Raw genomic sequence first — 12,975 nt, 5'->3', positions numbered from 1 at the left:
GGAATTCTTGCTCGTCAGGAATTCTTGCGCGGGCGGTGGTTCGGATCGATGCCGCCTTCCGGCGTGGTCTCGTTGTCGACGTCGCCTTCGAAGGTCGACTCGCCTTCGAGATCGCGGGGGTCGCCCCCCGACATCGTCATCCCCTTCGAGGTGCCGATTCCGGGATTGCCCTTGAGGTCCGCATCGGTCGGGACGTCGGTTTTCATGTGCTTGTTGGACATGAGCGCTCCATCACAGCTGCGATGACCCGTCAACGCGGCACCCGCCGGCCAAGTTACCGGGTATCGTGCCGCATCAGGAATCGATGGACGCGCTGTCGATCCGGGTGATCCCGGCGCGGTCCATCTCGTCCCAGGCGCGGGCGAGCGAGCCGCTCTGGTCGATCGCCCTCACGGCGTCCTCCACCACGACGATGCCGAACCCCGCGCGCCGTCCGTGGAGGGCGCTCCAGGCGACGCAGAAATCCGTGGCGAGGCCACAGAGGAACAGGCGGGTGATGCCGCGTTCGCGCAGGTATCCCGTGAGCCCCGTGGGCGTGACGCCATCGGCTTCGAGGAAGGCCGAGTAGCTGTCCGTATGCGCATGGTAGCCCTTGCGGATCACCAGCTCGGCTTGGTCGGCATGCAACTCGTCGGAGAGCCGCGCGCCGGGCGAGCCCTGGATGCAATGGTCCGGCCACAGGATCTGTGGGCCGTAGGACAGATCCATGGTCTCGAACGGGTGTCGCCCGGCATGGCTGGACGCGAAGGAGACATGCCCGGCCGGATGCCAGTCCTGAGTCAGGACCACATGCGGGAACAGGGCGGCGAGGCGGTTGATCGGCGCGATCACCGCATGGCCGTCCGGCACCGCGAGGGCTCCGCCGGGCAGGAAGTCGTTCTGGACGTCGACCACCAGGAGAAGGTCGCGCTCACCTGGGGTCATCATTCGCTTCGTCCTGTCGTCGGGTGATCCCAGGATCGCGGTATCCTTGAATCACGGGATACTCGGATCACGAGACGCCTGAATCAGGGGATGCTCGGATCCGGAGTTTCTTGGATCCGGAGTTTCTTGGATCCGGAGTTTTTTGGATCACGGGGTCATGATCGTGGCGCCGGTGGTCTGGCGTCCGGCCAGATCCTTGTGCACCTGCACCGCCTCGGCGAGTTTCGCTCGCGCATGGACGGGGATCTTCACCGCGCCGCTCGCCACCACGCCGAACAGGTTCTCGGCCATGGAATCGAGGGTGGACCGCGTCCCCGCATGGGCGAACAGGGAGGGACGCGTCGCGAAGAGCGAGCCCTTCTGGCCCAGCACCGCCAGGTTGAAGTTCTCCACCGGGCCCGAGGCGGAGCCGAAGCTCACGAACATCCCCAGCGGGGCGATGCAGTCGAGGGAGGCCGGGAACGTGTCCTTGCCGACGCCGTCATAGACGACGCGAACGCCCTTGCCGTCGGTGATCTCCCTGACCCGCGCGGCGAAATCCTCGTCGCGGTAGAGGATGACGTGATCGCAGCCATTGGCCCGCGCCAGTTCCGCCTTCTCGGCCGAGCCCACCGTGCCGATGACGGTGGCGCCGATATGCTTGGCCCATTGGCAGGCGATGAGGCCGACGCCGCCGGCGGCGGCGTGGAACAGGATCGTGTCGCCGGGCTTCACCGGGCAGGTGCGGTGCAGGAGATACTCGGCGGTGAGGCCCTTCAGCATCATGGCCGCGGCGGTGTCGTCGTCGACCCCGTCGGCGAGATGCACGGCGGCGCTGGCATTGATCACCACCTCCTCCGCATAGGTGCCCTCGGCCGAACCGTAGGCCACGCGCTCACCCACCCGGAACCCAGTGACGCCCTCGCCGATGGCGGTGACGACGCCCGCCCCCTCCTTGCCGGGGGTGAAGGGCAGCTGCGCCGCCTTGTAGGCGCCCGAGCGAAAGTAGATGTCGATGAAGTTGACGCCGATGGCCGTCTGGCGGACGCGGATCTGGCCGGGGCCGGGCTCGCCGACCGCCACCTCCTCGTAGCGCATCACTTCGGGTTCGCCATACTCGTAGACCCGGATCGCCTTGGGCATCGTCGTCACTCCTCGTCTGTCCGATGGACGCGACATAAGCTGCCGGTATTAAGGGGCAAGTCCGGCGCTGCCGATTGAGGTGCCCGGCCGGAGGCGCGGGCGGCATGGCCATTGCGAAACATCGCCCGCCTCGTGTGAGAGAGGCCGGGCGGCGGCGTTCCCCGGCAACCGCGACGGAGGGTGGCAGCGTTCCATGGAAGAGATCGTCTGGATCAGGCCCGCCGATTACGATCCCGCCGTCGTCGCGGGGCTCGTGTTCCAGCCGGAGCCGGGCCTTCCCGCCTTCGAGGTCATGGACCGCTGCCGGGTGGTGATGATGTTCAAGGCCGGGATCGCCTGGGAAATCAGGCCGTTCACGCAACTCACCTTGAAGATCGTCGAGGAGCCGGAAGGCTGAAGTCTTTCACGGGATCCGCGACAGTTCCAAGTCGCGGCGGATCGCCAGGAGGTCGAGGACGGCGAGAACCAGCCAGGGACCTGCGATCCCGATGAAGAATGCCATGTGACCTCTCCTGTCCCGGCGATGATCCGGCATCGCCGAATCGGACGATAGGACAGGTCCCGGCGGTCGGCAAACGGCAGGGCGCGGGTCTCGATCCGCCCTGCCCCCGGACGATGGTCAGGGTCGGCCGGCGGCGTCCAGGATCAGCTTCGCGATCGCGTCGGGCTGGGAGATCAGCGACAGGTGGCTCGCCGTCACCTCGATCGTGGTCGCGCTCATCCTCTTCGCCATGAAGCGTTGAAGATCGGGGTCGATCGTCCGGTCCTCCGTCGAGACCGCGTAGAAGCTCGGCTTCGATCGCCAGGCCGCCTGGGTGGTCCTGCCCGCCAGCAGCGCTTTGGCGAAGGGCTGCTGCACCGCGTAGAGCACCTTCGCCTTCGCCTCGGGAAGGTCGCCGGCGAAATCCCGCAGGAAGGCCGCTTCGCCGAGACGTCCGTACTCGCCGTCGAAGACGATGCCGGCCGTGGCGGGCGGTGTCGGAAACGTCCTGGCCAGGGCGGCGTAATCCTCTCCCGCATCGGGGGCGCGCGCCGCCACGTAGACGAGGGCCGACACGTTGGGGGCGATGCCGGCTTCCGTGATGATCATTCCGGCGAAGGAATGCCCGACGAGCACGGTCGGCCCGTCCTGCCGCTCCAGCACCCGCCGCACCGAGGCCACCGCCTCGTCGAGGGTGGTCAGCGGGTTCTGCACCGAGGTGACATCGAGCCCCGCCGCCTGCAGCCGCCCAATCACCTCCGACCAGCACGACCCGTCGGCGAACAGGCCGTGGACGAGGACCACGTTGCGCGCCGGCGGGACCGATGCGGCCAGAGCTGGGCCGTGCAGAAGCGGGACGACTGACGCGGCGGCGGACAGCCTCAGGAAAGAGCGGCGATCCATCGGGGGCTCCTCTGACGGCGACAGATTCGGTATTGACCGCGCCTTCGCGGGGAAAGTCCAGGCGCGGCTCGAAACTCTGCCCGCCGGGATGATCGCCCTCCGGCCCGCCTCAGACCAGCCCGGTCAGGTAATAGACCCCGATGACCAGGAAGACCGCGCTCGTCTTCAGCAGCGTGATCGCGAAGATGTCGGCATAGGCCTGCCGGTGGGTCAGCCCCGTCACCGCGAGCAGGGTGATGACCGCGCCGTTATGGGGCAGCGTGTCCATGCCGCCGCTCGCCATGGCGGCGACCCGGTGCAGCACCTCCATGGGGATGCCGGTGGCCTGGGCCGCCGCGATGAAGGTGGAGGACATGGCGGCGAGCGCGATGCTGAGCCCTCCGGAGGCCGAGCCGGTGATGCCGGCGAGCGCCGTCACCGTCACCGCCTCGTTCACCAGCGGATTGGGGATCGCGGAGAGTGCCTCGCGGATGACGATGAAGCCCGGCAGCGCCGCGATGACCGCGCCGAACCCGTATTCGGAGGCGGTGTTCATGGCGGCGAGCAGCGAGCCCGCCACCGCCGCGCGGCTGCCCTCGGCGAAGCTCTTCGAGACCGGCTTCCAGGCGAAGGCGAAGACCGTGAGGATGCCGGCCAGCAGCGCCAGTTCCACCGCCCAGATCGCCGTGACGGAGGACAGGGTCGTGACGATCGGCTTGTCGAGCCCCGCAAGCATGGTCTCGGTCTTCGCCCCGTAGAGGCGCGGGATGAGCGCGGTGAAGGCGAGGTTCGAGAGGCCGACCACGACGAGCGGCAGAAGCGCCACCAGGGGATGCGCCAGGGCTTCGTCGGAGACGGGCGTCGGCTCATTGCTGTGGCCGCTGCCGTAGCCCTCTCCCCTGGCCTTGGCCGAGGCGATGCGCCGGTCGAGATAGGCGACGCCCGCGACGAGGATGAAGGCGGCGCCGATCAGCCCGAGCCAGGGGGCCGCCCAGGTGTTGGTGCCGAAGAAGGTGGTGGGAATGATGTTCTGGATCTGCGGCGTGCCGGGCAGCGCGTCCATCGTGTAGGAGAAGGCGCCGAGCGCGATGGTGCCGGGGATGAGGCGCTTCGGGATCTCGCTCAGCCGGAAGGCTTCCGCCGCGAACGGATAGACCGCGAACACCACGACGAAGAGCGAGACGCCGCCATAGGTGAGCAGATTGCAGACCAGCACGATGGAGAGCACCGCCCGGCGCGGGCCGACGAGATCGATCACTGCCGTGACGATGGAGCGCGAAAAACCCGACAGTTCGATGACCTTGCCGAACACCGCGCCGAGGAGGAAGACCGGCAGGTACAGCTTCACGAAGCCGACCATCTTCTCCATGAACAGGCCGGAAAAGACCGGCAGCACGGCGGACGGGTCGGTGAGGAGCACGGCAAGCAGTGCCGCCACCGGGGCGAACAGGATGACGCTGAAGCCGCGATAGGCGACGAGCATCAGGAAGCCGAGCGCCAGCAGCGCGATGGCGAGATTCATGACGATGCACTCATGGGGGAGCTTCCGCGCAGGCCCTCTGACGGGGCTCGCTGCTGATGCTAGAAGCCGCAGTGCCGCAATGCCACAGCGACGTGAACCCGAATGGGGCGCGGCCTAGATGAAGCGGTTGAAATCCGGGGCGGTCTCGTTCCGGCAGGTCGGGCGGGGGACACCTCGCCGAGGAGCGATGACATGAAGCCGTCCTCTCCCCGTTTCGACGTGGCCGTCGTCGGCGCAGGTGCGGCCGGGCTCGGTCTGGCCCTAGCCCTGGCGCGCGAGGGCATCGCCACGGCCCTCGTCGGCCGCCACGCCCCCGTCGCCGACGGACGCACGGTCGCTCTTCTCGACGGCTCGGTGCGTTTCCTCCGTGCGCTGGGGGCCTGGGCGGAGGTGGCGCCACACGCAGCACCCCTGGCCGAACTCCACATCGTCGACGATACCGGTAGCCTGTTCCGTCCGCCGCCGGCCCGGTTCGTCTCCACCGAAATCGGCCTCGACGCCTTCGGCTGGAACGTGGAGAGCGCCCGCCTCGTGGAATCGTTGCGAGCGCAGGCCCGGTCGGCTCCCGGCCTGACCCTGTTCGAGAGCGACGCGGTGGGGCTGGAGCGGGATGCCGACGAAGCCCGGATCGGTCTGGAGGAAGGCCCAGCCGTCGCCGCGCGCCTCGTCGTCGGTGCGGACGGAGCCCGCTCGCGTATGCGGGAGCAGGCCGGCATCGCCACCAAGGACTGGTCCTACCCGCAGGCCGCCATCACCACCTTGCTCGCCCATGAACGTCCCCACCGGGACGTCTCCACCGAGTTCCATACCCGGCAGGGGCCGTTCACCCTGGTCCCCCTCCCCGGCGGGCATCGTTCCAGCCTCGTCTGGGTCACCGGCGCGGGACCGGCGCGGCGCCTCTCCGAACTGGAGGATGCCGACCTCGCGCGCGCCATCGAGAATCAGGCCCAAGCCATGCTCGGTGCCATGCGCATCGACGGGCCGCGCGGGCTCGTGCCGATGCGCGGCCTCTCCGTCGCCTCCCCGGTCGGGCCTCGCATCGCGCTCATCGGCGAGGCGGCCCACGCCTTTCCGCCTATCGGAGCGCAGGGGCTCAATCTAGGCTTGCGCGATGCCGCGGCGCTACGCGACAGCGTCCTGGCCGTGACCTCGGACGGCCGCGATCCGGGCTCGCGCGAGGCTTTGTCCGGGTTCGCCCGTTCGCGGGCACTGGATGCCCGCCTGCGCACGGCTGCGGTGGATACGCTCAACCGCAGCCTGCTCAGCTCTCTGATCCCCGTCGATGCCCTGCGCGGGCTCGGCCTGCTGGCCATGACCACGATCGGGCCGCTGCGCCGCGTCGTCATGCGCGAGGGTGTGCTGCCGCGCCTCGGCGCCCCCGCTCTGATGCGGTGACGGTCAGCGTCGGGCGAGGCTCGTCGGCGCGTCCGCCGCACCGAAACGGTCGCCGGTCGATCCGGTGGGGATCGAGGCGGCGGGCGTTCCGCGGCTGAAAGCGGTGCCGTCCCGCCCGAGGCGCTCGCCATGGGCGAACAGGGCCTTCATGTAATCCTGGTCGAACGGCGCCGAGGTGGTGCGCGTGAACCGGTTGTCGATCTGGGCCACGTCGAGATCGAGGCCGTTACGCTCGGCGAAGCTCTCCGTCAGGGCGAGCGCCGCACGGGTCTGCGCCTTGATCGCGGCCGACATTGCGCGGCCGAGCACGCTCAGGGTCGTGCGTGTGGCCATCTGGAAGTCCGGCGTCACCGTGTTGTTGACGACGAGATAGACCGTGCTCGTGGGAAGCCTCACCTTGGCCTTGCCGAGGATCGCGGCTTCCGGCGCCAGGTAGAACGGCGCGGTGGTGCCGCCATCCGCATGCATCTCTTGGAAATGCTTCCCGTCCGTACCGACCACGTCGATCATCACCGGCGGGAACACGCCCGGCACCGCCGAGGAGGCGAGGATGATCGCGCGGAACAGGTCGAGCGCCTTCGGGCTGCCCTCGGAGGCAATGGCGCCCATGTCCCACAGGACGGGGCGTTCGCTGTCCACCGCCGTGGTCGCCACCAACAGGCGACGTCCCTTTGCGTGCTCGGCAGCGATGTCGGTGAGGAGCTTGCCCGTCACCATCCGTTCGATCCGGCGCTTGAGCGGCCAGGTATCGGTCAGGGCTTCGTTGGTACCGCCGAATTCGAAGACGTCGGCGGCCGAGATCTCCGTATAGGCGTGCGCCAATGTCGCATCGGCGCTGGATCCGAGGAAGGCGAAGGGCGCGATCATCGCCCCCGTACTGACCCCGGTGATGATTCCGAAAGCGGGCCGGTTGCCGGCCTTCGACCAGCCGTTGAGGAGACCGGCGGCGAAGGCTCCGTTCTCGCCGCCGCCGGACAGGACCAGCCACGGATCGGACGCGGCACTCGCGCCGTCGATGAGATGCTGGAAGGCCTTGGTGTCGTCGGCTGGTATCCGGAGAAGGCCCTTCAGGCCGTCGGGCCTGGCATCGGCCGCATCACCGGCCGTGAACGCGACCCGTTCGGATGATCTCGCTGGCGATGACTTCGAGGATTCTTTGAGGGGAGCGGATCTCGCCGGTGCGCCCGCATGGGCCGGAGCGGCCTCGACCGGTCCGGCGATGCCGAGCATGGCCACCATGCTGGCCGCATAGAAGAGACCGTGTCGGCTGGATGATCCGGACATGAGAGAGTGTCCTTGGTAAGTCTCGAAACGCCCGCCTCTGCTGCGAGAACCCGGCGTCGACCGGCCGGTTCCGGTCCGTGGACCCTCCCCTTGCGTCGAACATGCGCCAGCGCACGTCGTTGGGAAAGCGGTCTTCTCCCAAAACCCGCCTTTACGCGGGGGGTAACCTTGACTAACCGCTTCGAGGCTAGAGCATCATCCGGAAAGTCAGATCTGGTTTTCGGTAAAGATGATGCGGTGCCAACACCCTAGGTCGACGACCTGAATACGATATGCAGGTCGTCGACCTGGTCCAACGACTATCCATAGCCGGAGCCCGAGTCCCGATGAAACTACCGCGCCGCTTCTTTCAGCCGCTCGCCACAGGCGCGCCGGCCCCGTTCCGTGACCTGCCGGTGAAGCTCGAGCGGATGATCCATTTCGTGCCGCCGCACAACGACAAGGTCCGTTCCCGGGTGCCGGAACTCGCCGCCACCGTGGACGTGGTGCTCGGCAATCTCGAGGACGCCGTGCCGGTCGATCAGAAGGAGGCGGCCCGCAAGGGCTTCGTCGCCATGGCGCAGGCCACCGATTTCGCCGCCTCCGGCACCGGATTGTGGACCCGCATCAACGCCCTCAACAGCCCCTGGATTCTCGACGACCTGTTCGAGATCGTGTCCCAGGTCGGGGACAAGCTCGACGTGGTGATGGTGCCCAAGGTCGAGGGACCGTGGGACATCCACTATATCGACCAACTCTTGGCGCAGCTCGAGGCGAAGCACGGCGTCTCGAAGCCGATCCTCGTCCACGCCATCCTGGAGACCGCCGAAGGCGTCGCCAATGTCGACGCCATCGCCTCCGCCTCCCCGCGCATGCACGGCATGAGCCTCGGCCCCGCCGATCTCGCCGCCTCGCGCGGCATGAAGACCACCCGCGTCGGCGGCGGCCACCCGGATTACCGGGTCATCGCCGACCCGACGAGCGACGGCGCCGCCCGCGCGTCGGCCCAGCAGGACCTCTGGCACTACACCATCGCGAAGATGGTCGATGCCTGCATGGCCAACGGCCTCAAGGCCTTCTACGGCCCGTTCGGCGACTTCTCGGACGGGGATGCATGCGAGGCCCAGTTCCGCAACGCCTTCCTCATGGGCTGCGCCGGCGCCTGGACCCTGCATCCGAACCAGGTCGCCATCGCCAAGCGCGTCTTCGCCCCCGATCCGGCGGAAGTCGCCTTCGCGGTGCGGATCGTCGAGGCGATGCCGGACGGGACCGGCGCGGTGATGCTCGACGGCAAGATGCAGGACGACGCCACCTGGAAACAGGCCAAGGTCATCGTCGATCTGGCTCGGCTGGTGGCCGAGAAGGACCCGGAGCTCGCCAAGACCTACGGCCTGAAGTGACCTCTGGCCCGAACTGAGATGGCCTTCCCTCTCCCCGCACGCGGGGAGAGGGCTTCATGCCTCCTCGTCGGGGCATGAAGCGAGGCGGCAGCCGAAGGTGAGGGGGCGGCTCAGGCACAGCCTCGTTCGTTCGCCCCCCCTCACCGCCGCTCCGGCTTCGCCTCCGCTTCCCGCAGCCACGGATCCCGAAGCGATCGGCCGGATGCCGTCCGAGATCTGCAGACCGAGACGGCTCCTTGCGATGCGGCGTGGCAACGCCGACGATGACAACCTGTCCGACGCATCCTATTTTGGCGTCATGACCGATTTCTCTCCCACCGGAATCCAGACGCGCACCGCCAAGTTCGGCCTCGGCGCCGTGGTGCGCCACCGGATCTACCCGTTTCGCGGCGTCGTCTTCGACGTGGACCCGATCTTCGACAACACCGAGGAATGGTGGCTGGCGATTCCCGAAGAGGTACGGCCGCGCAAGGACCAGCCGTTCTACCACCTTCTCGCCGAGAACGCGGAGAGCGAGTACGTGGCCTATGTCTCCGAACAGAACCTCATTCCCGACACGTCCGGCGAGGCCCTGCGTCATGCCGGGATTCCGGAGGTGTTCGAGCGGGATTCGGACGGCGCCTACCGCCTTCGGGGCGCGCACGCGAACTGAGTCCCGGACGGGACCCCACATTGCGGAGCCCTCTCATCGACGGTGCGCATGAAAAAGGCCGGGCTCGCTGCCCGGCCTTTTCCTATTGTCATGAAGCGGGTTCGAGGCCCGGTCTCAGGGCTTCGGAGCGGTACCCACGGCGGCAGCGCCGGCGGCATTCTGCTTCTCGAGATTCTTGCGCATGTCTTCGCTGCGCTTCTCGAGCTCGGCCTGGAGCTTCTTCTGCTGCTCTTCCAGCACCTTCGGATCGACGGCCGGGCCGTCGAAGGCCTTGCCGAAGCCGGTCAGCGGCACGGCGAAGGTCACCTCGCGCTGGGCCTGGTTCTGGACGCTGATGTTGAGGGTGGTGCCCTTCTTGAGCGCGTTCACGAGGTCGTTACCGACATTGCCGGCCTCGGCGAAGCAGCCGTTGGGGAAGCACACGGCGAACTTACCCGGCGTCGCCTGCTGGCCATCGACGGTGAAGCGGATGCCGGGGCCGAGGAGCAGGCCGAGCGGCAGCAGGTAGCGCACCACGCGCACGCTCTGCTGGGCGTTCTTCATGTCGTAGACCGCCACGGCGAGGACCGGTTGGCCCTGGTCGGAGACGAAGTCGCGGGTGGTGTAGCAGACGTCGGTGCTGGTGTTCTGGTCCTTGCCGCAGACCTTGGTCCAATCGGCCTGGGACGGCTCGGACTTCACGTTGACGATCTGCGGGCCGGCCGGCTGCTGGGCGGCCGGGGTCTGGGTGGCCGGCGCTGCCGGGGCCGGTGCGGTCGGAGCGGGGGCCTTGCCCTTCGGAGCCTGGGCGAAGGCCGGTGCCGCCAAGCCCGCATTGCCCATCATGCCGGCCAGGGCGAGAATCGCGGCGGCGCGCATCGGGCGCGCGGGACGGTTGGCAAAGAACATCAGCTCTGACCCCTTGGATATCGCGAATGACGAAGACATGCTGCGGCGCTTGAACCCAGCAGGACGTTTCCTGAACTCGATGATGCGGATCGAAACCCGCGGACGGCGTTCGGCCGAGCCCTCGCCGCCCTGGTTCGCGCGGTCAAGCCCTCGGCGCGCGCAAATCACCCGCTCCTGAACCCTGGATGGCCAATATGGGCCCGCCAGGGTGCCGAACGGGGCGTTCAACGCCTCGAACCCGCTCGAACGACCGGGCCGCCTGCTTCCCTGCGGAATGCGGCGAAGACATGACACCTGCGCTGTCCGCCAGATCGCGGACGACCTGTCGGTTGCCCTTTCCAAAGGGCGTTTTAAGCAAAGTTTAACCCTAACCGTTCATCACCGCAGGGCACGGAAAGTCGATGCACGCGGGGAGTTGAGGCGGAGGTGTCGGCGCAGCCAGCGATCATACCCTTTGGCGACGCTCCTCCCGTCGCCCTTCCGGCGGACAGGCCCGTCGTGCCGAGCCCGCATTCGGATGTGGTCAGGCCCGGCCTCTGCACGTTGCTGGCGGCGACCGCCCATGCCGATCCGAGCCGTGTCGCCTTCATCGATCCCAAGGACAAGGTCGGGTGGTCCGGGCGCAGCCCCATCACCTGGACCTATGGGTCCGCCGCCGAGATCGTCGCGCGCCTCGCCAGCGGGATGAGGCAATGGCGGCTGGCCCCGGCGAGCCGTGTGGGCCTGATCGCCGCCGCGGGGTCGGAGACCGTGCTCTCCTACCTGGCCATTGAGGCCGCGGGCCACATTCCCTGCCTCCTACCCCTGACATGGGACGAAGACGCCCTCGTGGCCGGCATCCAGGCCGCCGGTATCCAGGCCGTGCTCACCCAATCCCGTATCGCCGGAATGCTGCCGGCCGAAGGCCTGCGCCGTGTCGCCCTGCGCTATTTCGGCCTGCGCTACCTCGCGGCCTTCGGGCCGGAGGTGCCCGACGGGGTCATCAGTCTCGACGGCATGGTCCTCGATGGACATGGCGGCCCGTTCGCGCCGTCGAGCGCCGGGCTCGTCACTTTCGCCGCTGCCGATCCCACGCAGCCGGTCTATCGCCCGGCGGACGCGCTGATCGCCTCGATCGCGGTCCATCTCGCCACGATCCGGATCGCACCACGCGACCGAATCCTGACCCTTCTCGCGCCAGCCGACCTGAGGGGCCTCGTCACCGGCCTCGGCGCCGCCCTCGTGGCGGGGGCCGGGCTCGAAACATGTGGGCCGTTCGACGCCGCCCACCTCGCCGAGGCGCTGGCTCGACCGGGACCGACGCATCTTGTCGTGCCCGCTGCCCTGGAGCGCAATCTCGCGGCGAGCCGTTGCCCTCGCAGCCTCGAATCCGTCACCCTTGCTCACCGGTTGCCGACCCGCCTGACCACACGGCTGCTGGCACCGGGCGCCGTGCATGGTCCGCGACGGGTGATCGATGTCCTCGCCTTCGACGAGGCGGCCCTCCTCACCGCCTCGCGGGCCGATGGGGACGTCGCCCACTTCCTCGCGGATGCTCATCCGTTGGCACCGTTCCCGGCTCTTCTGGATATCGCCCGTGACGAGGACGGGCGATTCGCTTTCCGGGGCCGTGCCTCAAAAGCCAGCCCCCTGCAACGCGGCATCCCGCCGGAAAAAGCCGCCGATCTGTGGAGGGCCGTCCCATTCGCGGCAAAAATATTTGCCGGACGAGCAACCGAGATCCTTCGCTGCTGACCATCCGGCGGCATCGTCGTGCCCGAAATTCACCGCTTTCGACGCGTGGCACGGCGGCCGTGCCAAAGACGGTGATTCAGCTGTTTTATGAAACGAATTTCCTATTTCGGAACAGCCGTCTGGAGTGAGTTCCGGATGTCTTGCGCGATGCAGCGTGAGGCTAGGGCGCTACGGGTCGCGAGCGGGCTCTTCGCCGGATAGCAAGAGGATTTTCACCCTGCAGCCGGCGAACCAACTGGGTTCACGTGTGTTATCGCACGGGTCCCTTCCCAAGGGGCGATGGATGAGCTAACCCTGACAGTCATGAGTGCGCTGCAACAAGTGTTGGTCGTCGATGATGGTCACCGCGCCATCGATCACTCCCTCGCCGCCGAGCTTGCCGAGCTGGGTTATGCGAGCGTTACCGCATCCCTCGAGGCCGCCGACGACGTTCTCGCCGTCATCGCCCGCCCCGCGGCCATCCTGCTTCAGACCTCGAGCCGGCTCGACCCGGCCTATGCCATGCTTTCCGAGCGCCTGCGTGAGCAGATGCAGCATGCGGGCATCCCCGTCATCGTCATCGATGGCCGTACGGGACGTGGCAGCGGCGCCTCGGTCGATCTGCAGAGCCGGATCGGTCCTTACGTCCTGAACGAACCGGACCTCTAATCCTGCCTATGAGGACAGCACCGCAGGTGCTTGTTTGAGAAAAGGTTTTTCGATGGAGGCGGGC

At 67.8% G+C, this 12,975-nt stretch carries 13 protein-coding genes; 6 read left to right on the top strand and 7 right to left on the bottom strand.

Annotation, left to right across the window (positions count from 1 at the left end):
* Positions 1–14: 14 nt before the first annotated feature.
* The 3 genes from ACYQML_RS17575 to ACYQML_RS17565 form a co-directional block, all read right to left on the bottom strand.
* Positions 15–221 carry a hypothetical protein gene (locus ACYQML_RS17575; RefSeq protein WP_056425741.1) on the bottom strand — a complete coding sequence of 69 codons (207 nt, stop codon included), beginning with the start codon at positions 219–221 and terminating at the stop codon, positions 15–17.
* Between the two features lie 73 nt (positions 222–294).
* Entirely contained in the window at positions 295–927 is a 633-nt protein-coding gene (pncA, locus tag ACYQML_RS17570; RefSeq protein ID WP_419952615.1) for a bifunctional nicotinamidase/pyrazinamidase, read from the bottom strand.
* Between the two features lie 144 nt (positions 928–1,071).
* On the bottom strand, positions 1,072–2,046 hold the full coding sequence (locus ACYQML_RS17565) for a quinone oxidoreductase family protein (RefSeq protein WP_419952614.1): 975 nt from the start codon (positions 2,044–2,046) through the stop codon (positions 1,072–1,074).
* Positions 2,047–2,239: 193 nt separating this feature from the next.
* On the opposite strand from ACYQML_RS17565, the gene ACYQML_RS17560 reads away from it, so the two are divergent.
* Positions 2,240–2,443 (top strand): hypothetical protein, encoded by a 204-nt coding sequence (locus ACYQML_RS17560; protein WP_018043697.1) that lies wholly within the window; start codon positions 2,240–2,242, stop codon positions 2,441–2,443.
* Between the two features lie 222 nt (positions 2,444–2,665).
* Here ACYQML_RS17560 and ACYQML_RS17555 read toward each other — a convergent pair whose 3' ends face one another.
* On the bottom strand, positions 2,666–3,430 hold the full coding sequence (locus ACYQML_RS17555; protein WP_461233542.1) for an alpha/beta fold hydrolase: 765 nt from the start codon (positions 3,428–3,430) through the stop codon (positions 2,666–2,668).
* A gap of 109 nt (positions 3,431–3,539) precedes the next feature.
* The gene (locus ACYQML_RS17550; RefSeq protein WP_461233541.1) at positions 3,540–4,931 is read right to left on the bottom strand and encodes a GntP family permease; all 1,392 of its coding nucleotides are present in this window, start codon (positions 4,929–4,931) and stop codon (positions 3,540–3,542) included.
* Between the two features lie 192 nt (positions 4,932–5,123).
* On the opposite strand from ACYQML_RS17550, the gene ACYQML_RS17545 reads away from it, so the two are divergent.
* Entirely contained in the window at positions 5,124–6,326 is a 1,203-nt protein-coding gene (locus ACYQML_RS17545) for an FAD-dependent monooxygenase (protein WP_461233540.1), read from the top strand.
* A 3-nt stretch (positions 6,327–6,329) separates the two neighbouring features.
* Here ACYQML_RS17545 and ACYQML_RS17540 read toward each other — a convergent pair whose 3' ends face one another.
* Complete coding sequence (locus tag ACYQML_RS17540; RefSeq protein ID WP_461233539.1) at positions 6,330–7,610, bottom strand: patatin-like phospholipase family protein; 1,281 nt, start codon at positions 7,608–7,610, stop codon at positions 6,330–6,332.
* A gap of 326 nt (positions 7,611–7,936) precedes the next feature.
* Here ACYQML_RS17540 and ACYQML_RS17535 point away from each other — a divergent pair, with 326 nt between their 5' ends.
* Together ACYQML_RS17535 and hspQ are read left to right on the top strand one after the other, a co-directional pair.
* A complete protein-coding gene (locus tag ACYQML_RS17535; protein ID WP_056425762.1) occupies positions 7,937–8,989 on the top strand; it encodes an HpcH/HpaI aldolase/citrate lyase family protein in 1,053 nt (350 codons plus the stop codon).
* Positions 8,990–9,287: 298 nt separating this feature from the next.
* Positions 9,288–9,641, top strand: coding sequence for a heat shock protein HspQ (hspQ, locus tag ACYQML_RS17530; protein ID WP_056453784.1), 354 nt, complete (start codon positions 9,288–9,290; stop codon positions 9,639–9,641).
* A 114-nt stretch (positions 9,642–9,755) separates the two neighbouring features.
* Here hspQ and ACYQML_RS17525 read toward each other — a convergent pair whose 3' ends face one another.
* Complete coding sequence (locus tag ACYQML_RS17525; RefSeq protein ID WP_056425765.1) at positions 9,756–10,529, bottom strand: invasion associated locus B family protein; 774 nt, start codon at positions 10,527–10,529, stop codon at positions 9,756–9,758.
* Positions 10,530–11,027: 498 nt separating this feature from the next.
* On the opposite strand from ACYQML_RS17525, the gene ACYQML_RS17520 reads away from it, so the two are divergent.
* Complete coding sequence (locus ACYQML_RS17520; protein ID WP_461233538.1) at positions 11,028–12,263, top strand: AMP-binding protein; 1,236 nt, start codon at positions 11,028–11,030, stop codon at positions 12,261–12,263.
* A gap of 303 nt (positions 12,264–12,566) precedes the next feature.
* Positions 12,567–12,911, top strand: a complete 345-nt coding sequence (locus tag ACYQML_RS17515) for a hypothetical protein (RefSeq protein WP_056425767.1) — start codon at positions 12,567–12,569, stop codon at positions 12,909–12,911.
* Positions 12,912–12,975: the final 64 nt, after the last annotated feature.

The organism is Methylobacterium sp. CM6244 (genome assembly GCF_054817885.1).
The sequence above is the reverse complement of the archived record's forward strand: the minus strand, read 5'-3'. Positions and strand labels throughout refer to the sequence as shown.

What these genes read in the sequence shown, in the direction of transcription:
- ACYQML_RS17575 (WP_056425741.1), bottom strand. Translation starts at nt 221, where the DNA reads ATGTCCAACAAGCACATGAAAACCGACGTCCCGACCGATGCGGACCTC.
- pncA (WP_419952615.1), bottom strand. Translation starts at nt 927, where the DNA reads ATGATGACCCCAGGTGAGCGCGACCTTCTCCTGGTGGTCGACGTCCAG.
- ACYQML_RS17565 (WP_419952614.1), bottom strand. Translation starts at nt 2,046, where the DNA reads ATGCCCAAGGCGATCCGGGTCTACGAGTATGGCGAACCCGAAGTGATG.
- ACYQML_RS17560 (WP_018043697.1), top strand. Translation starts at nt 2,240, where the DNA reads ATGGAAGAGATCGTCTGGATCAGGCCCGCCGATTACGATCCCGCCGTC.
- ACYQML_RS17555 (WP_461233542.1), bottom strand. Translation starts at nt 3,430, where the DNA reads ATGGATCGCCGCTCTTTCCTGAGGCTGTCCGCCGCCGCGTCAGTCGTC.
- ACYQML_RS17550 (WP_461233541.1), bottom strand. Translation starts at nt 4,931, where the DNA reads ATGAATCTCGCCATCGCGCTGCTGGCGCTCGGCTTCCTGATGCTCGTC.
- ACYQML_RS17545 (WP_461233540.1), top strand. Translation starts at nt 5,124, where the DNA reads ATGAAGCCGTCCTCTCCCCGTTTCGACGTGGCCGTCGTCGGCGCAGGT.
- ACYQML_RS17540 (WP_461233539.1), bottom strand. Translation starts at nt 7,610, where the DNA reads ATGTCCGGATCATCCAGCCGACACGGTCTCTTCTATGCGGCCAGCATG.
- ACYQML_RS17535 (WP_056425762.1), top strand. Translation starts at nt 7,937, where the DNA reads ATGAAACTACCGCGCCGCTTCTTTCAGCCGCTCGCCACAGGCGCGCCG.
- hspQ (WP_056453784.1), top strand. Translation starts at nt 9,288, where the DNA reads ATGACCGATTTCTCTCCCACCGGAATCCAGACGCGCACCGCCAAGTTC.
- ACYQML_RS17525 (WP_056425765.1), bottom strand. Translation starts at nt 10,529, where the DNA reads ATGTTCTTTGCCAACCGTCCCGCGCGCCCGATGCGCGCCGCCGCGATT.
- ACYQML_RS17515 (WP_056425767.1), top strand. Translation starts at nt 12,567, where the DNA reads ATGAGTGCGCTGCAACAAGTGTTGGTCGTCGATGATGGTCACCGCGCC.